This window comes from Abyssibacter sp., from assembly GCF_964229365.1.
GTDB lineage: Bacteria > Pseudomonadota > Gammaproteobacteria > Nevskiales > OUC007 > Abyssibacter.
Genome location: NZ_CAXRDQ010000023.1, coordinates 39,639 through 57,844, shown reverse-complemented (window position 1 = coordinate 57,844; position 18,206 = coordinate 39,639). Strand labels below are relative to the sequence as shown.

Genomic DNA, 18,206 nt, shown 5'->3' with positions numbered 1-18,206 from the left:
CCTCAAGATTTATTTGGGTTGACCTTCCAACATCCTCCGGGCGTCTAACGGCTTCACCAACACCGCCTTACGTTTTCCCGGCGACGGCGCCACACCTTCGACGGGCACCGCGGATTCGGAGTAATCGTAGAAACGTGGCAGGTAGGTCGCCGAACTCTCGGCCGTCCCATCCGAACGCACTTCCATCCAATAGAAGCGCCCGTCGGACAGCGTCATCGGAAACAGTTCCCGCCGGTCCCAGACCAGACATCCGCTCGAATCGGGATCGCAGCTCGGCACGTATGTTTCCTCATCGTAAGTACGTCGCACCAATACCGAGCCGTCAGCCGTCAATTCCCAGAAAAACGCCAAGTAGGGATCGTTTTGATCGTCGTCATAGCGTTCAGTCTCGTTTCCGTCCTCGTCGGTTTCGATGTAGTTGTCGAACTGAGAGCCCGTACCGTCCGCGTCGAATCTCAGGCCGAAGCCAACGACATCAGCTTCAGGCATCTCTTCCTCTCCCACGCCGAACTGATAGTAGTAACCGGGAATATCCGATTCCACGAATGCAGCTTGCTCGTTGCACAGCGCGAGCCCAGTATCGATTCGGCGGTGTCCATCGGCGCCCAGCGCATCAGCAATCCAGATCTGACCGCAGGCGTCGATATCGCGGACGAAGCGGTACGACATCTCCGTGCCACCAGTGAAGGACAAGGACAAACCGTTTTCGGCTTCCGTCCAGGTGAAGCCGTCCGCCCAGAATGTCGATTCCCCCATGCCCCCCGCAATAAAGCCGAGAACGTCCGCAGCCAACCCGCCGGGCGGCGAAACCGCTTCGTCAGTGTTATAAACATTCACGCCAATCGACCGACCCGACACGCCATTGACTGGAGGAAAGACCTCGGTTTCGCGTTCGTCGACGAGATACCGCTTTGCAAACACGTATGTCGTCTCGGTAGGCACTACCATCGGGTAGTCAGGGTAGCTCTTGACTACAGTGCGTCGAACCTGCGCAAGGTCGTTGCCCAACGGCACGAGCTCGATAAGTCGCGTCTCGTAAAGAACCCGGTCATAGGCGCCGGATCCGTTGTATTCGTCAACTTCGGTTGCGAAATCGGTCGACACCTGGATGCCATTGCCATCCTGCTGCCAAGTGGTTTCAGACGTCTCGGCAGCGTTGTATGCCAAGCCGGTTCCGTCGGGTTTGAACTCGAATACTTCGCCAAGGTTGAAGTAGTTGAAGGCGTCTTCTGGCACCTGGTATATCGTCAGTGCACGCGCTGGAACGACAATTCCATCGCTTTGGTCAACCACGTCCGCATCGTCCGCAGTTTCCATCTGAGCCTTCCTCAAATCCTCCGCCCCCTCTTCGGTACTCATCACCTCCTCAACGAAGGTCTCGACGGCCTCCTCACTCGAGGCAAATGACAAGGTGTCGTCGAATTCGTCGGGTAGTGCGTATTCTTCTCCCATATCCACAATCAACTTGATGACGCCAGCCGTGTCGAGCAATGGTTCGGGATCGACGTTGGAAATCGCATCGTTCAATTCCGCATCTGAATTCAGATCATCGCCAATCAATACCGACTCGGATGTGCTCAGATGAGTGACATTGACTCGAATGTTTTCACCGGAATCCAGAACACCGTCGTCGTTCGACTGTGTAATCAATGTGTCGAGGGAATGAAGTTGACTGCGGAAGGCCACAAATTCCTGACCCTCTGAACCCTGGGCTTCTATAAGCACCGGCAGGGTACCGCTCTCGAGCGGCACATCCACGAGTTCCAACGAATAAGCACCCTCGCCATCAGCAACCGCACTGAACTCCACGCCCCCGACCGTTGCGGTAACTACCGCATTCGGTATTGGAGCGTCAGTCACCTTTCCGGCGATTGTTAGCGACAGGGTCTGAATCGGTGGCTCAGGCTCGCCGCTGTCACCACCGTCACTCCCACCGCATCCGGCCAGGTACATCGCAACGCAAAAAGCCGCGCCCATTCCAATTAGTTTTTTCCCAGTCATTGAACACCTCTTCTAGTCACTTGGAAATTGATGTTTGGCGCGATCCGCTATCGCATCCCTAACACCGACCAATAGCCTGCCGCGGCTGCTCCGCCACGTCCTCAAGCCTGCTTCAAGAACTCTTCAAGCCGCTCTTTCCAAGCGTCACTGACGCGCGACATGCGAAAAAGCGGGAGTTTTATTTCTTCATGATTGCGATGGTCGCCAATTTGTTCTTTACCCAATCGACGACGGACGCTGACGAATGTCCTGTAACGCTTCGTTCATTTTGAACAGCACGATCAGCAATTCACACCAGATACGAACTCCCAGCGCACCACCACCGATAATGCACAGGCCACGTAAAAACCCGCCAAATGAAAATCCACCGAACCCAAAGAACATGGAACCAATGCCGCTGAAGGCGACGACGAGCAGCAGCAACCAATACACGAAGGTGATGATCCTCGGCGTGATCATCGAATCGAAAAACAACACTTGTCTCATGGTGGTCTCTCCTACTGAATACGACGAACCAGGTTTCCTTCTTGCCAATCAAGCCTCGCTTCTCTGTCTTCTTCTGAACTTCCGATGAGGCCCGTGCACGCGTGGATAGCTCTTGAATCAAGCGCAACTTCTCCGCGATGCGTGCCTTCAGTCGGTTGGCCTGAAGTCAGGTTTCGTAGTCCTCAGTGCGAACCTCAACCCGACGTTGCAGCAAGGCCACAAAGCCCTTGCATAAGGCGACCCCCCACCCATACCCGAGCCCCCAACCCCAACCACCCCCACCGCCTGCCCCTGTCGACCAGGAATTGGTGCTTGAGCGACAGTAGTCATATGAGCGGCCACCATTGAGCGGAAGCACTGACTTGATCTCCAAGTTTTCTTCCATGCACCGCTGAGCAAGCAACGCTAGGCCTCGCTCCATCGACTGCTCATTGATCGTCCAGTCGCTGCGGTCCCAGATTCCCTTGTCAAACCTCCTGTTCTCGATTTTTTTGGATACGCAGTCATTTTCGACTTTCCATACAAACCATTCCGTTTCAAACAGAATTGGCATCGTTATCCCCTTCAGGCGGTTAATTCGACGAGCCCTGACCGGATGAAAACCGCTCAAAAACCCAACGGCGTCTTCGTTTCCTGACTCGTCTCGTCGTAAAGGAAATGCTCCACGACGTCGTCTTCATCGAAAATGATCGTGAGCTTCTGAAAGTCCGTGTCACTACCACCCAGAAACGAACCTACGACAGGAATGTAGGTCGCCGGATTCACCGTCGTCTTCGAGTACTGGTAATAAAACTCTCGATTGCCGTCTGACGTCAGGCCGGTCTGAATCGGGTCACCGAACATGGCTCTCACTTCTGCCAAGGTGGTGACGCCTTCCTGAAGCTTGGCGACATTGTCGGGTTTGATCTGTGCGGATCCCCCGGCCGCAATGCAGCCCGTCAGTGCCAGACCGAGCGTCAGCATGGTGATCACCCGCGCCCAGGCTATTCCCGTTTTCAATTTCATCGTGACTCCCTCTTGGTTATGAAACGCTGATGCACGAGAAGACGACGGGCATTGGTGCGGTTGAAACAAACTCCTGACGCGAACCTATGCCGGCCAACCTCGAGTTCCGACCAAAAGACTGCCGGCATTGACACCCGCGAGTCCTCAAGCCGGTTTCAAGAAACCTTCAAGCCGCTCTTTCCGAGCACCGCTGACACGCGGTATGGTTAAAAAAACTCGGTATACCGAGTCGGGGAATCAGCTGGATTCGGCGTTTTTTTAAACGACGCTTGGGGAATGGTGAAATGAGCGAAGGCAGCCACCTGTATCGCTGGCGGTTCGGCGACATGCAGTTCGATGAGGCGAGACTGGAACTGCGTGTGTCGGGACTGCCGGTCGACGTCGAACAAAAACCGCTGCAAGTCCTTGCCCAGTTGCTACGACACGCGGGCGAAGTCGTCACCAAGGAAGAATTGTTCGAGACGGTGTGGCAGGGACGGGTGACCGTCGATCATGTCCTGGCCACCGCGATCGGCAAATTGCGCAAGGTTTTCGGAGACGATGGCACGAAACTCATTGTCACCGTTCCCAGGGTGGGATACCGACTGGCCATTCCGGTCGAACGCGTGGCAGTCGGCCGCCGCCACACCAGTCAGATGGATCTGACCCCGGGGGCGAAAGTGCCCGGCCGCGACCACTTTCAGCTGGAACGCCAGCTCAGCCCTTCCGGCAGCAGTGAAGTCTGGCTGGCACGCCACAGTAAGACGGGCGAGCAACGCGTCTACAAGTTTAGTCCCGACGGCAGCCGGCTGTCCTCCCTCAAGCGCGAGGCGACACTGTTCCGCGTTCTGCGCGAAAGCCTGGGGGAGCGTGACGATTTCGTCCGCATCATCGACTGGAATTTCGAAACCGCTCCGTTCTTTCTCGAATGCGAATTCGGCGGACAAAACCTGTCAGATTGGGCACAAACTGGTGACGCGCTAGACGATATGTCCCTGGATGAGCGCCTGGCGTTCTTCATCCAGATTTGCGACACCGTTTCCGCGGCACATAGCGTCGGGGTCCTTCACAAAGACCTGAAACCCGGCAACGTACTGGTAACCGGTGAAGACGGTGCCTGGCGCACACGTTTGACCGATTTCGGCAGTAGCCGTCTGCTGGAGCCCGGGCGGCTGGACGAGCTCGGGATCACCAATCTGGGCCTGACACTGACTCAAGGCATCGGCGGAGACTCCAGCAGCGGCACGCCGCTCTATCTGGCACCTGAACTCGTCGCGGGACACGCGCCCACGGTACAAAGCGACGTCTACGCGCTGGGCATCATGCTCTACCAGATACTCGTCGGCGATCTGTCTCGCCCCATGGCGCCGGGATGGGAGCGCGATATTGCCGACGAGTTACTTCAAGAAGATGTCGCTCGGGCGACCGACGGCCATCCTGCGCGTCGGTTACCGAACGTATCGGAACTGACGAAACGACTGCGAACACTGGAATCACGTCATAGTGAGCGCCAGCACATTGCCGACGCAGAACTGCAGAACCGGATTGCAGCACAAACTCTAGAACGCGCGAAAGCCAGGCGGCCTTGGATCGCAGCGACCATAGGCATGCTGGTCGTCGGATTAGCGACTACGTTATGGCTATTCGAGCAAAGCGATCGTGCCCGTGTCCAGGCAGAACAGGAGCGCCGGCGCGCAGAGGCCACGGTGGCGTTTTTGACCGACGATATAATTGGGGGAGCCAACCCTGGTCGCGCCGGTTTCGAAAAAAACCCAACTGTCCAAGAGTTGCTAGAACTCGCCTCCAATCAGATTGAGCAGCGCTTTGCCGACGAACCCGCCACCGAGGCCGCCGTCTGGCAAGCAATGGGAGATGCAGCATTTGCCATTCATCAGTTCCGAGACGCGAAAGAATACTTCCAAAATGCGGTGAAAAGCAGCGAAGTAGCGTTCGGCGAGAGCGATACTCGAATCGCCGCCGCCTTGTATAACGTGGCACTGGCGCAGTCATATGCTGAAGACGCCAAATCGTTAAACTTAGTAAAAATAACTCTGGAGCGCGCGGACACATTAGCCGGGGAACAAGTCAATAAAACTTCGGAACTTGCACTGCTCGCGGCACGTGCACACGCCGGCTACCATGCAACAAAACTCGAACCAGCGCTGGCACTGCCATATCTCGAGAAAACCGCCAGCCTGCTCCAGCGTTTGCGGCCAGAGGCACGACTGGAACGATTTAGTGTGCAGTCGCAAATTACCGAAGCACTCCTTCGGCAAGGCAAGCCGGAAGCAGCGATGAAACGCGCGCAATCGCTAATACAGCAAATGGATCAGACTCCAACCGATGGCGGTCAAGAGCTGCGTGCAAACGTTCAAATGATGCTGGCGCGAAGCCTCAGAGCCTTACACCGATTCGATGAGGCCGTCCGAGCGGCGGAGTTGGCCCTTGAGAACGCCGCTTCCGTAAACCCCGATTCGAGGACCGTCCTGCTAATCCGCTCTCAACTGGCAGCAATATACGACGAGGCCGGTGACTGTGAGCAATCTCTCGAAGTGATGCGAGAAGTTAGCGCTGAGGCAACCCGGCTGGTCGGACTAAACAATCGTTTTACATTGATCGAAAATGGGAATCTCGGCTTCAAGGAATATGAGTGCGGCGATCCCGCGGTGGGGCTGGCACTCGTTGAGGAGGTTGGGGAGACACTTCGGGTCGCCAACGGGAACGATGATACTGCTTCGCAAGCCTTTCGGGTGTTCGCAGCGGAAGCCTATGCAGACAAAGGACAATATGATCGCAGCCTTGCGCTGCTGGACGGTCTGGAGCCCGCCAAGTTGGCCGCGGCGCAAAGCGAACCCGAATGGGCGGCGCGCCTCGAAGCGATTCGTGGCCAGGCGCTGCTGGGGAAAGGGAAATACGCCGAAGCAGTTGCACTGCTGAAAGCAGCAATCCCACAACTCAGGAAGCTACACGGCGATCCGGAGGCGATAGAAAAGTATGAGAGATGCTTGGAGACCGCACGCGGCGAACTGACACTATCGAAAAGATAGGCCTGCCAAGTTGGGTGTGTGCCGCGCTACTCGCACTCACCCGCCTTGATCTGCTCGTCGACCTCCTTCGACCCTGGCACGAACACGCGAGCGGCGATGATTCCGATCTCGAACAGGATGTAGGCCGGCAGCGCGAGCAGGGTTTGCGACACGATATCCGGCGGCGTCAGCAGCATCCCCAGCGTGAATACAGCGACCAGGACGTAGGGCCGTTTCGCCCGTAGCTGACCGGGCGTCGTGAACCCGGCCCAAACCATCAGCACGATGGCGACCGGTGTCTCGAACGCCGCTCCGAATGCCAGGAACAGCTTGATGATGAAATCGAGATAGCGGCTGATGTCGGTCATGACCGCGACGCCTTCCGGCGCAACCGAGACCAGAAAGCCGAAGATCAACGGAAAGACGACAAAGTAGGCGAATGCCATACCGAGGTAGAACAACAGCGTGCTGGTGAGCAGCAGAGGCACTGCCAGGCGCTGTTCCCGCTTGTACAGGCCCGGCGCCACGAACGCCCAGACCTGATACAGAATCCAGGGCATGGACAAGACCACGGCCAGCAGCATCGCCAGCTTGAACGGCGTCAGGAACGGAGCCGCCACCTCGGTGGCGATCATGCTGGTGCCGGCGGGCATCTGCGCCAGCAGCGGCACGGCGATAAACGAAAAGATCGGCTGAGCGAAAAACGCGAGCGGCAGGAATACCACCAGCACGCCGGCCATCGCCTTCATCAGCCGGGTGCGCAGTTCCAGCAGATGGGACAGTAGCGGTGCATCGCCGCCCAAGGTGTCACTCACCTGGCGCAGCCTGCTTGGTGGCCTTTTCCTGCGAAGATGTCGAGGTCGTCCCATCGTCAGATTTCGTATCCAGATCCGCGACGGATTCCTTCATCATCCGCTGCGCTTCAGCAAAGGACTTGGCGGCTTCCGACTTACGCGTCTCGCGTTCCAGTTCGGTGGTGAGATTACGGACAAAGGCGCGTGCACGGCCGGTCCACTGCCCGACCGTACGCGCTGCCTGGGGCAGTCGCTCGGGACCGAGCACGATGAGTGCGATGCTGAAGATCAGCAGCAACTCCCAGAAGCCGATGTCGAACATGGCAGAGCCGACTCCGTACGATCAGGAAGACTGACGCTCGCCGGTCTTGCTGGTCGCTTCAGTGCTTTCGGACTTCTCGGCCGAGATGGATGCCGGGTCGTCGGTCTCTTCGGATTTCGCCTGCTCCTCCTCGCCGTCTTTCATCGCCGATTTGAAGCCCTTGATCGCGCCGCCCAGATCACCGCCCAGATTGCGAACCCGCTTGGTGCCGAACACCAGCAGCACGATCGCCAGAATGATCAGAAGCTGCCACATGCTGATGCCGCCTAATCCCATTGCTACTTGCCCTCCGCGGCTCTTGCCGCTTTCTCGTCCAAACCCGACACGCCGAAGCGACGCTGCAATTCTGCCAGCACCGCCGCCGCATCGAGCCCATGGTGATTCAACAAGACCATCGTGTGAAACCAGAGGTCGGCCACTTCGTGCACCAAAGCCTCAGGCTGATCATCCAGACCCGCGATGATCACTTCCGCCGCTTCCTCGCCAACCTTTTTGCCCACCGCTGCCGGCCCGCCTGCGTGCAGACGTGCGACATAGGACTGGTCAGGAGAGGCGTGCCGCCGCTCTGCGAGTATCGCGTCGAGCTGGGCGAGGATGTCGGAAGAAGACATATTGCACCGTCTGCAGATTGCAGAATCGTGACGTTCGGCGTAATCGCCGTGGCTAACGCCGAACTTGCACGCCGCGTTCGGCGAGAAAATCCTTGGCTTCGCCCACGGTGTGCTGACCGAAATGAAAGATGCTGGCGGCCAGCACCGCGTCGGCATGACCGGCGACGAGGCCATCATACAGGTCCTCCAGAGCCCCCACACCGCCTGACGCGATCACCGGAACGGGGACCGCATCGGCCACGGCCCGCGTCAGATCCACATCAAAGCCTTCCTTGGTGCCATCGCGATCCATGCTGGTCAGCAGGATTTCACCGGCGCCGAGTTCGACCAGTCGTTGCGCCCATTCCACCGCATCCATACCGGTCGATTTGCGGCCGCCGTGGGTGTAGACATGCCAGCCGGCTGGCATGTCGTCCTGCTTGCGGCGCTTTTTCGGTCGGCGAGCGTCGATCGCGCCGACAATGCACTGCGAGCCATAACGCTCCGCGGCTTCCGAGACGAACTCGGGACGATCAACCGCGGCGGTGTTGATCGACACCTTGTCGGCGCCCGCGTTGAGCAGCGCGCGCACGTCGGCGTTGGTTCGAACGCCCCCGCCGACCGTCAGCGGGATGTAGATCTGCGCGGCCGCGGCCTCAACCACGTGAATCAGCGTTTCCCGGTTGTCCGAACTCGCGGTGATGTCGAGGATCACCAGTTCGTCAGCCCCTTGCTGGTCATACCGGCGCGCAACCTCGACGGGGTCACCCGCATCCTTGATATCAACGAACTTGACGCCCTTGACCACGCGGCCCTTGTCCACATCGAGACAGGGCACGATGCGCTTGGCCAGACCGCTGGTCATGACTGTGATTGGACCTCGTCAACCACGGCCTGGGCTTCAGCCAGATCGAGCTTGCCTTCATAAAGAGCCCGGCCGATGACGGCGCCCGCGACGCCGGACTCGCCAAGCCCGGCCAAGGCGCGGATGTCCTCGATGCTGGAAATGCCGCCTGAGGCGAACACGGGCACGGCGACGGCCTCGGCCAACTCCTTGGTGCCGGGCACATTGACGCCCTGCATCATGCCGTCGCGCTCGATATCGGTGTAGATGAAAGCTTCGGCGCCGTCTCGTTCAAAATGCTGCGCCAGATCCAGCAGATCATGCTGGGAAAGCTTGCTCCAGCCGTCGACCGCGACCTTGCCGTCACGCACATCCAGACCGACCAGAATGTGGCGCGGAAACTCGATGCACAGATCCGCGAGCAGATGCGGCTCGTTAATGACCTTGGTGCCAAGAATCACGTACTGCACGCCGGCTTCGAGGCAGGCGACCACGGCGTCTTCATCGCGAATGCCTCCACCGACCTGGACCGGAATGTCGCCCGCAGCCTCGGTGATGGCCTGGATCGCCGCCAAGTTTCTCGGCTCACCGGCCTTGGCACCGTCCAGATCGACCAGATGCAGGCGCCGGGCACCAGCCTTGATCCACTGCTTGGCCACATCGACGGGATCGTCGGAAAAGACCGTGACATCGTCCATGCGCCCCTGGCGCAGGCGGACACACTGACCGTCTTTCAAATCAATTGCGGGTATTAAAAGCATGTTAGGCCTGCCCGTCCCAGTGCACGAAGTTGGCGAGAAGCGTCATTCCGGCTCCCTGGCTTTTTTCCGGATGAAATTGAACAGCGAATAGATTCGGTTTGATCAGCATGGAGGCGAAATCCACGCCATGCCGGGTCATGCCCAGCGTGTCCGCATCGTGCACCGGCCGAGCACGGTAGCTATGGACGAAGTAAAACCACGCATCCTCTGACACACCGTCGAGCAAGGGGTGTGTCCGTGTATGCCGCACCTGATTCCAGCCCATGTGCGGAACCTTGATGCGCTGCGAGCTACTCCCTTCGGCTTCCGGTTCTGGAAAGGCCTCGACCGTCCCCTGGAACAATCCCAGGGTGTCGGCGCCGCCATTCTCATCGGAGTGATCCAGCATGATCTGCATGCCCAGACAAACGCCGAGGATCGGCACCCGCCCCGCGGCCTCGCGGACAAAGGCATCGAGTTCCAGGCGCTGGAGCTCCTGCATGCAATGTTTGGCACCACCCACACCAGGCAGCACTAGATGCTCTGCGCGCACCAGCTTGTCGGGATCGTAGGTGACCTCGACGCGGTCCTCGGCTGAAACCCGCGATATGGCCTTGGACAGCGAATGCAGATTGCCCATGCCGTAGTCGATGACACCAATCGATGCCATTACGCAGCCCTCCCGGCGTCCGAAGCGGAGGCCGGCAAAGCGCGCGAAAACAAGAGTGGGAGGGCGTTCATCAGATCCGGGCGTGGGTCCGTGTTCGGCTCGCTAGAGCGTCCCCTTGGTGGAGGGCATGCTGTCGCCGGCCCGCGGGTCCAGTGTTGTGGCTGCGCGTAATGCACGTCCAAACGCCTTGAAGATGGTCTCGGCCACATGATGCGCGTTAACCCCACGCAGCGTGTCGATATGCAACGTGACGTTGGCATGGTTGACAAAGCCCTGGAAGAACTCCGAGATGAGATCGACATCGAAATCCCCGATGCGGGCCCGCGGATAGTCCACAAAATAATGCAGGCCCGGTCGGCCGGAGAAATCGATCACGACACGCGAGAGCGCCTCATCTAAAGGCACGTAAGCATGGGCATAGCGCACGAGACCGCGCTTGTCGCCCACCGCTTTCGCCACGGCCTGGCCCAGCACGATGCCGGTGTCTTCGACCGTGTGGTGCTGGTCCACTTCGAGATCGCCCGACGCACGGATCTTCAGATCGAACAGCCCGTGTCGTCCAATCTGATCGAGCATGTGATCAAAGAACGGAATACCGGTCGACAAGTCGGTCTGGCCGGAGCCATCTAGGTTGATGCGCACTGCGATCTGGGTTTCGTTCGTATCGCGCGCGACATCCGCAATCCGCGGGTTCATGCAAGCATCAGGGCAGGTGTTGGGCGAAGGATACTCCGATGCGACCGGCTGGCAAACGCGCCGGGCACGATTCGGGCAGTCCGGTCGTCTTTCGGCAGGACTACCGGCACCTCGTTTGAGTCTCAACCCGGAACGGACAGCCAGAACGTCACCGGGCCGTCATTGACAAGCGAGACCTGCATGTCGGCGCCGAACCGGCCCACCTGCACGTTACCCAGACGGTGTTGCGCCTGTTTCACCAGCGCCTCGAACAGAGGCTCTGCGAGATTCGGCGTGGCGGCCGTCGAAAACCCGGGGCGAGTGCCTTTGCGTGTGTCGGCGACCAGCGTGAACTGCGACACCAGCAATAAACCGCCCCCGATATCGACCAGCGAGCGATTCATCCGGCCGCTGTCATCCGCGAACATCCGGTACGTGACCATGCGCTCGGCCAACCTGGAAGCATGCTCCGGACCGTCATGGGGCTCAACGCCCACCAGGGCCAGACACCCCTTGGAAATGCTTGCGATCTCGGCGTTGTCCACCGACACCGAAGCCTGCGTGACGCGCTGCAACAATGCCTTCATGCGTAGGAATTTTCTGACACGCGCGCTATCCGACGAACTGACATGGAAATCTCATGATGAGCGCGCATAATAGCCTCAGCCTGTTCAGGGACACGGAGTCCAGGGATGGTTAGAACGGGCTTGAGCAAGGATGGTGATTTTACAGACCTAACAAGGTTCTGATTTCGGAGGTCGCCGGGCAAGGAACGCCTGGTTTGAGCGGTTGGCCAAGAGCCGCTGGCTGGATGCCGACGTGATGTGATGGTTCCCCAGTCGTCCGTTACGTTCATTGCCTTCGTACTCGGCCCGGTGTTTACACCGGGCCATCTTTTTTTCTGGCGCCAGAAACCGATCCAATCAGCTCGCGTAAACTGCGCTCGTGCTGACGCTCACTTCCACCGAGACGCGAGCCCGCGCGCTTCGCACCGCCGCCGCGCTGGGCGCCCGAGATCAAGGCCTGACGGTGTGGGAAGCACCGCAGTTCCTGTCGCTTGACCGCTGGCTCGCCGAAACCTGGGCCGCCAGCTGGCCGAATGAGCAGATCCTGCACCCCGTTCAGGAACTCGCTCAATGGATGGCCTGCGTTGATGCCGACCCGGTCGCCGAAGACCTGCTGTCGACCAAGACCATTGCCCGACAATTGCGCGCTGCCGATCGACTGGTGGCGAGCCATCACATCGACCTGAGCAACGCGCCAGCATGGACGCCGGAACAAGCGGCCTTCCAGCGATGGCTCCCCCAGCTGAATGCCGAGCGACAGAGTCGCGGCGAACTCTCTGCGGCGGCGATTCCGGCAGCGTTTGCCGAACGACTGCGCCAGGGGCTGATTCGGCCGCCCGAAGCCGTCGCCCTGGATTTTCCCTACGCGGGCCTCCTACTGAACCCTTCACAGCGGGCCGCGTTGCAAGCATTGGAGCAAACCGGCACCCGGCTGCAGCATGTAGCACCTGGCGCCACCGTTCCCGCCTCGTCCGCCCGCATCTTTGCCGACGCTGAGGCCGAGCGGCGCGCCTGCGCCGCACAGATCGCCAAGCTGCTGGGCGCACTGAGTGACACCGCAACCCTACCGGTGCTGGTCGTCGCCACCGCCAATCCCGACGCCGACCGGGCGGCACTCGAAGACGCCTTGCAGACAGCCCTGCGCCTCACGCCGGCCCACGGCGCCGCAAGCGCCTGGCGGTTTGAGCGGGCCGACGCGCTGACCAGTAACCCGTGGGCGGCGGCCGCGCTGGACATTCTGTCGCTGCGCCTCTGGGACAACCGGTTCAGCACCGTTTCGCGGCTGCTACTGTCCGGCGCTCAATGGCAAGGCCCGCAACGTGCGGCCGCCACCCGTTTGGAAACGCAGCTGCGCGAGCGTTGCGCGCCGCGTATCCACCTGCGCGACTTCGTGACCCACGCTGATCCCGGATTCAGGGACGGCTGGGAGGCACTGGAACAAGTCGTCCGCGACGAGCCACGACGCGCAACCCCCGGGGATTGGGTCGAGCACTTCGGCCGGCGCCTGCAGGCGCTCGGCTGGGGCCGCTCGGATGAACGCGACTCCGAGCAATGGCAAAGCACCGAGGCCGTGCGGGAGAGCCTGCAGCAGCTGGCGGTGCTGGACCGACAACTCGGTGCAATCAGCTTCGAGGCCGCCACCGGCTGGTTCGGCGAGTTGTTGCGCTCGAGACGCTTCGCACCCCGCGTCGACGCGATCCAGCCGATTCTGATCTGTGACTTTGAGGCAGCCTGCGAAACACCGGCGGATGCCCGCTGGATTCTGGGCGTCGACGACTCCAATGTCCTCGGCCGCTCGCTCAACCAACCGTTCATCGCGCGGGAGCTGCTGACGCAAGCCAACGTGCCGGGCGCATCACCCGACAGCCGGTTGCAGCGCGCACGCGCGATGACAGCGGCCTGGCGCCAGCAGACGAACGAGCTACACCTGAGCATGCCGCTGCTGGACGACACCGGAGCGCAGCAGCACCCCAGTGGCTTGCTGGGCAGTGATGTGCGCTGGACGTCGGCCACCGCGGCCTTCGAAACCGCCCACGGCATTCCCGCGACACTCATCCGGACCCCCGAACCCGCATTGCCGCCCATTACCGACCCGGCCGGCGATGGCATCCGGGGCGGTACACGTCTGCTGCAAACCTGTGCACAGTCGTTATTCGCTGCGATGGTGCAGTTCCGGCTGGGCGCCGAACCGATGAACGAGCCGGCCAACGGCCTGGACCCGCGGGCGCAGGGGCAGCTCATACATGCGGCGCTCGCCGCGATCTGGACGGAACTGGGGCACTCACAGGCCCTCGGACGGATGAGCGCCTCAGACCTGGAGGCGCTGGTCGATGCCCATCTCGATCACCTGCTTCCCGCCGCGCTGCCAACCCATCGCTACCCTCGCCTGGTGATCGAATCCGAGCGTGCCCGCATCGGCCGTCTGCTGGTGGCCTGGCTGCAGCATGAACAGCGGCGCAGCGAACCATTCACCGTTCTGGCCCACGAGCGAGCAGCCGAGGTGATGTTTGAGGACCTACCCTTGCGATTCCGGGTGGACCGTCTGGACCGGGTGGACACTGCCGAAGGCAGCCGCTACCTGATTCTGGACTACAAGACGGGCCGCGACGTCCAACCCGGCGGCTGGCAGGCCGACCGGCTGCGCGAGCCGCAATTACCGCTTTACGCCTCGCCGGAAGCGATCGCGGCGCTGGGCATCGAGCGGGCCGACGGCATCGCCTTCGCCCATGTGCATGCCAATCGACGACGCATCGCGTCGGCCACGAACTGGGCGGCGCGACTCATCGACGACGATCCCACACCCCGTCGCCAGCCAGACTTCGACACCCTGCTCGCCGATACCCACGCCCGGCTTCGTGATTTGACCCGGGCGTTTCTGGTGGGACAGGCCGACTACGTACCGGGCGCGTTACGCGACAGCCCGCTTCAGGTTCTGATCCGCGATCCGCTCACCGATGACGCGGAGGCCGACGCATGAGCGCACCGGCTGATCAGGCCGCCAGGGATCGAGCGCTAAGGCTCGACCGCCATGTCGTCACGATTGCGCCGGCGGGTTCCGGCAAGACCGGACTGCTCGTGCGGCGCGCGTTGCGCGCCCTGGCCACCGTCGACGAACCGGAATCGGTGGTCTGCATCACCTTCACCAACAAGGCCGCGGCGGAAATCCGGCTGCGCATCACCGAAGCGTTGGAACTGGCGGACGGTCCCGCGCCGGCCGAGGCTTTCGGCGCGGCGTTGCACGCTGATGCCACCGCGGTGCGCCAGCGCGATCGCGCCCGCGGCTGGCAACTGCGCGAAAACCCGGACCGTCTGCAGGCGATGACCATTGACGCGTTCAACCAGAGCCTGGCCGCCCGCCTGCCGATACTCTCCGGCTTCGGAGGCACGCTTAGCATCACCCAGGACCCCGAAAGCCTTTACGCCGAAGCGGTTCTGGCGGTGTTCGATGAACGCAATCTAAGCGCAGGCCCGGACGACGCACGCGACGCCATCACCGCCGTGCTCAGCTGGGCAGACAACCGCATCGATCAGTTGCTGCCCGCGTTAACCGGTCTGCTCGCTCGGCGCGATCAATGGCTGGAGCACCTGCCGCAGTTCCTCGACGCGCATGGTGTTCAGGACGCCGACATTCTGCATACGCTGATCGCGGCGCAACTCGATCAGCTAATCGGCGCCATCCCGTCGGCGCATCAGGTGGCCATTCGGGATGCCGCCCTGCACGCAGCAACGCATTGGCCCGAGCAGGGCCAGATCGATTCGGGGGCCTTGCAGCAGTGGCCGCAGCCGGACTGCGAGAGTCTGGCGGCGTGGCAGTTCATCGCCCATCTGCTGCTGACCGCATCGGGCACCTGGCGACGCACCGCAGACAAGCGCATCGGCTTTCCGAGTCAGGACAAGGCGAGCAAACAAGCATTCCTTGATCTGCTGGACACGCTGGCGAGCCTGCCGCATGCCGAACGCCTACGTGATCTATTCGATCGGGTTCGAACACTGCCGGAGCCGAGCTTGCCGCCAACCAGCCTCGCATTGCGGGCGGCGCTGGGCCGGGTGCTTCGCCTTTGCTATGCGGAGTTGCGTCTGCAGTTCGCCCAGCGCGGCGAGGCCGATTTCATCGAAGTCGCGCTGGCGGCTGTTACCGCAGCCAGCGGCGAAGCCGGTGCGGAGGCGATCGCACATGCCGACGCGCAAATCCAGCACCTGCTCATCGATGAAATGCAGGACACCAGCGAATCCCAGATCCGGCTGGTTCGGGAACTGACCGCCAACTGGTCGCCGGATGACGGGCGCTCGCTATTCCTCGTCGGCGACCCGCAGCAGTCCATTTACGCCTTTCGCAAGGCGGATGTGCGGCTGTTCGTGGACTTGATCGAATCCAAGCGCCTTGGCGGTCTGGAACTGACCGTCGAGACGCTAAGCGCCAACTTCCGCAGCGCGCCGACGCTCATCGCCTGGTTCAACGGAGCGCTCGGCCAGCTGTTTCCCACCCGGTCAGACCGCGGTATCGGCGCCGTGACGTACACGCCGTGCACGGCCGGACGCGACAAAGGCGGCGATGCCGGTGCCCGGGTTGTGGCCGTGCCGTCGGGCGACAAGCAGGACGAAGTGCAGGCCGCTGTGGAAACCGTGGAAGCGTTACTGGCATCGGCCGCGCCAGACGCCAGCATCGCGATACTCGCGGCGACGCGCCCACAGCTAACCCCGGTGCTCGACGCACTGCGCGGGCGTTTGCAGGAGCCGTTCCAGGCCGTGGATATCGATCCGCTGGCCGAGCGTCCGAATGTTCGCGACGTGGTGCAGCTCATCCGGGCCATCCGCCATCCGGAGGACCGACTGGCCTGGACTGCGCTGCTGCGCGCGCCCTTTGTCGGCTTGCAATGGGCCGATCTGATCGTGCTGTCCCGCGGGCAGCTGCATCGCTCCTGGCCGGCGCGTCTGCGTGACCTCCCGGCACAAGGCCTTAGCGACGATGCAAGAGCCCGGCTGGCACGCCTACAGGCAGCACTGGCCGTCGCGGAGGCCCGGCGCGCTCATCTCGCCGATGCTGCGGACGCGTTGTGGACGCTGCTGCGGGGGCCGGATTGCGTCTCGCCAGATGATTTCACCGCCATCCGGCAACTCTTTCGCCTGCTGCGTAGCTGCTGTGTCGGCGGTGAACTGCAGGACTGGCCCGCCTTCGACCGACGCCTGCAGCAGCTCTATCGCGGCGCCGGGCGTGGCCGCATCGAGGCCTTGACCATCCACAAGTCCAAAGGATTGCAGTACGACCATGTCGTGCTGGTGGGCTGCGGCCGAGCGTCTCGCGGGCAGGACAGACCCCTGCTACACCTGCGCACCGTGCCGCATGGCGCATTGTTGGTGGCCAAGCCTGCGGATGAGAACGATCCGGGCCAGGCGCAATACGACTTCTTGCATCGCCTGGCAACCGACGCCGCGGCGGCCGAGGCCTTGCGCCTGCTGTATGTGGCGGTAACGCGGGCCAAGGAAAGCCTGCACATCGTGGCCGCCGCCGCGCCGCGCGAAACCGCAGACGGCTTGGCTTATCAGCCCAGGGCACATTCGATCGCCGCCCGGCTATGGCCGGTGATCGAACCCTGCTTTGAAGGGCTCGCCCCCTGCGAGGACCAGGCCGACGTAACCGCCGACTCGACGACCCAAGCCGGCGCGCTGCCGCAAATCGATCGTCTGCCTGCCGACTGGCCGGTGGCGCCGCCACCGCCCGTGTGGGCCCCGACCGAACGCCGCACGCTCAAACCGAGTGAGCAGGTCCTGGAAGGCGAGGCCGGCGCGACCGTCGGAGATCTGCACGCGACCTTGATCGGCACCATGTACCACGAGGCACTGGAACGCATCATCTCCGAAGGACTGGACGCCTGGGCCGATGCGGGCCGCTCGCGAGCCGGGCCAATGCGCGCGGGCCTGCGGCGAATGGGCATGCCGGAGGATCAGGTCGAAACCGCCGTGGAGCGCGTGTTGCTGCTGTTAGCCCGCACCTTGGACGGCGAACGCAGCCGATGGATGCTGCGATCACATCCCTGGCACGCCTCCGAGTACCACCTGTCAGGCTGGCTCGACGGACAGTGGGTGTCGGCAATTATCGATCGCTGCCTGGAAGACGACGCAGGCCAGCTTTGGGTGATCGATTACAAGACGACGCGCCAGCCTATCGACGATCCCGACGACCGCGACAGATATCGGCAGAGGGCCATTGCTCAATACGCCGCCCAACTGACGCAGTACGCACAATTGCTCGGCCAGCTGAGGGGGCACGCCCTCGTCCGGCGCGGCCTCTACCTTGCAGAACTCGGGGAGCTGATTGACCTTGACGACAAGACAGAACCAACCCTGTAGTCAATCCTGGCATGCAATTCCCACATGGGAAGCAACGACCACACTTTTGCCGCTAGTACGGGAATTCCGGCCCGGAGTTTGCGCGTAAAGTCTTCGGTTGGCGCCTGGGGGCGCTACCACGACCATCCTGAAGGCGACGCGCAAGACGTCGAAGCACCGC

The 18,206-nt window shown here is 61.5% G+C and carries 16 protein-coding genes; 3 read left to right on the top strand and 13 right to left on the bottom strand.

Going from position 1 to position 18,206, the window contains the following annotated elements:
• Nucleotides 1-9 precede the first annotated feature (9 nt).
• The 4 genes from ACE1EY_RS03475 to bamE form a co-directional block, all read right to left on the bottom strand.
• Nucleotides 10-2,001, bottom strand: coding sequence for a carboxypeptidase-like regulatory domain-containing protein (locus ACE1EY_RS03475; RefSeq protein ID WP_291512835.1), 1,992 nt, complete (start codon nt 1,999-2,001; stop codon nt 10-12).
• 216 nt (nt 2,002-2,217) lie between these two features.
• Complete coding sequence (locus ACE1EY_RS03470) at nt 2,218-2,487, bottom strand: DUF4282 domain-containing protein (RefSeq protein ID WP_291512836.1); 270 nt, start codon at nt 2,485-2,487, stop codon at nt 2,218-2,220.
• 166 nt (nt 2,488-2,653) lie between these two features.
• A complete protein-coding gene (locus tag ACE1EY_RS03465; RefSeq protein WP_291512837.1) occupies nt 2,654-3,040 on the bottom strand; it encodes a hypothetical protein in 387 nt (128 codons plus the stop codon).
• Between the two features lie 53 nt (nt 3,041-3,093).
• A complete protein-coding gene (gene bamE, locus ACE1EY_RS03460; protein ID WP_291512838.1) occupies nt 3,094-3,492 on the bottom strand; it encodes an outer membrane protein assembly factor BamE in 399 nt (132 codons plus the stop codon).
• 284 nt (nt 3,493-3,776) lie between these two features.
• Here bamE and ACE1EY_RS03455 point away from each other — a divergent pair, with 284 nt between their 5' ends.
• Nucleotides 3,777-6,518, top strand: coding sequence for a winged helix-turn-helix domain-containing protein (locus ACE1EY_RS03455; RefSeq protein WP_370299491.1), 2,742 nt, complete (start codon nt 3,777-3,779; stop codon nt 6,516-6,518).
• Nucleotides 6,519-6,544: 26 nt separating this feature from the next.
• Here the strand turns inward: ACE1EY_RS03455 and tatC are convergent, their stop codons facing one another.
• The 9 genes from tatC to dtd all read right to left on the bottom strand — a co-directional run bounded on the left by tatC (nt 6,545) and on the right by dtd (nt 11,719).
• Nucleotides 6,545-7,312: a twin-arginine translocase subunit TatC gene (tatC, locus tag ACE1EY_RS03450; RefSeq protein ID WP_291512840.1), complete on the bottom strand. Its 768-nt coding sequence runs from the start codon at nt 7,310-7,312 to the stop codon at nt 6,545-6,547.
• Nucleotides 7,305-7,613: a Sec-independent protein translocase protein TatB gene (gene tatB, locus ACE1EY_RS03445; RefSeq protein ID WP_291512841.1), complete on the bottom strand. Its 309-nt coding sequence runs from the start codon at nt 7,611-7,613 to the stop codon at nt 7,305-7,307. The genes tatC and tatB overlap by 8 nt, the downstream gene beginning before the upstream one ends.
• Before the next feature lie 21 nt (nt 7,614-7,634).
• Nucleotides 7,635-7,889 carry a Sec-independent protein translocase subunit TatA gene (tatA, locus tag ACE1EY_RS03440; protein WP_291512842.1) on the bottom strand — a complete coding sequence of 85 codons (255 nt, stop codon included), beginning with the start codon at nt 7,887-7,889 and terminating at the stop codon, nt 7,635-7,637.
• A 2-nt stretch (nt 7,890-7,891) separates the two neighbouring features.
• Nucleotides 7,892-8,224, bottom strand: coding sequence for a phosphoribosyl-ATP diphosphatase (locus ACE1EY_RS03435; protein ID WP_291512843.1), 333 nt, complete (start codon nt 8,222-8,224; stop codon nt 7,892-7,894).
• A 52-nt stretch (nt 8,225-8,276) separates the two neighbouring features.
• On the bottom strand, nt 8,277-9,068 hold the full coding sequence (hisF, locus tag ACE1EY_RS03430; RefSeq protein WP_291512844.1) for an imidazole glycerol phosphate synthase subunit HisF: 792 nt from the start codon (nt 9,066-9,068) through the stop codon (nt 8,277-8,279).
• Nucleotides 9,065-9,808, bottom strand: coding sequence for a 1-(5-phosphoribosyl)-5-[(5-phosphoribosylamino)methylideneamino]imidazole-4-carboxamide isomerase (gene hisA, locus ACE1EY_RS03425; RefSeq protein ID WP_291512845.1), 744 nt, complete (start codon nt 9,806-9,808; stop codon nt 9,065-9,067). Before hisA ends, hisF begins: the two co-directional genes overlap by 4 nt.
• A 1-nt stretch (nt 9,809) precedes the next feature.
• Nucleotides 9,810-10,457 carry an imidazole glycerol phosphate synthase subunit HisH gene (gene hisH / locus ACE1EY_RS03420; RefSeq protein ID WP_291512846.1) on the bottom strand — a complete coding sequence of 216 codons (648 nt, stop codon included), beginning with the start codon at nt 10,455-10,457 and terminating at the stop codon, nt 9,810-9,812.
• A 102-nt stretch (nt 10,458-10,559) separates the two neighbouring features.
• Nucleotides 10,560-11,153: an imidazoleglycerol-phosphate dehydratase HisB gene (hisB, locus tag ACE1EY_RS03415; protein WP_291512847.1), complete on the bottom strand. Its 594-nt coding sequence runs from the start codon at nt 11,151-11,153 to the stop codon at nt 10,560-10,562.
• A gap of 122 nt (nt 11,154-11,275) precedes the next feature.
• Nucleotides 11,276-11,719, bottom strand: coding sequence for a D-aminoacyl-tRNA deacylase (gene dtd / locus ACE1EY_RS03410; RefSeq protein WP_291512848.1), 444 nt, complete (start codon nt 11,717-11,719; stop codon nt 11,276-11,278).
• Nucleotides 11,720-12,077: 358 nt separating this feature from the next.
• Here dtd and ACE1EY_RS03405 point away from each other — a divergent pair, with 358 nt between their 5' ends.
• A complete protein-coding gene (locus ACE1EY_RS03405; RefSeq protein WP_370299490.1) occupies nt 12,078-14,675 on the top strand; it encodes a PD-(D/E)XK nuclease family protein in 2,598 nt (865 codons plus the stop codon).
• The gene (locus ACE1EY_RS03400; protein WP_370299489.1) at nt 14,672-18,046 is read left to right on the top strand and encodes a UvrD-helicase domain-containing protein; all 3,375 of its coding nucleotides are present in this window, start codon (nt 14,672-14,674) and stop codon (nt 18,044-18,046) included. The genes ACE1EY_RS03405 and ACE1EY_RS03400 overlap by 4 nt, the downstream gene beginning before the upstream one ends.
• Nucleotides 18,047-18,206: the final 160 nt, after the last annotated feature.

What these genes read in the sequence shown, in the direction of transcription:
- ACE1EY_RS03475 (WP_291512835.1), bottom strand. Translation starts at nt 2,001, where the DNA reads ATGACTGGGAAAAAACTAATTGGAATGGGCGCGGCTTTTTGCGTTGCG.
- dtd (WP_291512848.1), bottom strand. Translation starts at nt 11,719, where the DNA reads ATGAAGGCATTGTTGCAGCGCGTCACGCAGGCTTCGGTGTCGGTGGAC.
- tatA (WP_291512842.1), bottom strand. Translation starts at nt 7,889, where the DNA reads ATGGGATTAGGCGGCATCAGCATGTGGCAGCTTCTGATCATTCTGGCG.
- ACE1EY_RS03470 (WP_291512836.1), bottom strand. Translation starts at nt 2,487, where the DNA reads ATGAGACAAGTGTTGTTTTTCGATTCGATGATCACGCCGAGGATCATC.
- hisH (WP_291512846.1), bottom strand. Translation starts at nt 10,457, where the DNA reads ATGGCATCGATTGGTGTCATCGACTACGGCATGGGCAATCTGCATTCG.
- ACE1EY_RS03400 (WP_370299489.1), top strand. Translation starts at nt 14,672, where the DNA reads ATGAGCGCACCGGCTGATCAGGCCGCCAGGGATCGAGCGCTAAGGCTC.
- ACE1EY_RS03455 (WP_370299491.1), top strand. Translation starts at nt 3,777, where the DNA reads ATGAGCGAAGGCAGCCACCTGTATCGCTGGCGGTTCGGCGACATGCAG.
- hisF (WP_291512844.1), bottom strand. Translation starts at nt 9,068, where the DNA reads ATGACCAGCGGTCTGGCCAAGCGCATCGTGCCCTGTCTCGATGTGGAC.
- ACE1EY_RS03435 (WP_291512843.1), bottom strand. Translation starts at nt 8,224, where the DNA reads ATGTCTTCTTCCGACATCCTCGCCCAGCTCGACGCGATACTCGCAGAG.
- ACE1EY_RS03465 (WP_291512837.1), bottom strand. Translation starts at nt 3,040, where the DNA reads ATGCCAATTCTGTTTGAAACGGAATGGTTTGTATGGAAAGTCGAAAAT.
- bamE (WP_291512838.1), bottom strand. Translation starts at nt 3,492, where the DNA reads ATGAAATTGAAAACGGGAATAGCCTGGGCGCGGGTGATCACCATGCTG.
- hisB (WP_291512847.1), bottom strand. Translation starts at nt 11,153, where the DNA reads ATGAACCCGCGGATTGCGGATGTCGCGCGCGATACGAACGAAACCCAG.
- tatB (WP_291512841.1), bottom strand. Translation starts at nt 7,613, where the DNA reads ATGTTCGACATCGGCTTCTGGGAGTTGCTGCTGATCTTCAGCATCGCA.
- hisA (WP_291512845.1), bottom strand. Translation starts at nt 9,808, where the DNA reads ATGCTTTTAATACCCGCAATTGATTTGAAAGACGGTCAGTGTGTCCGC.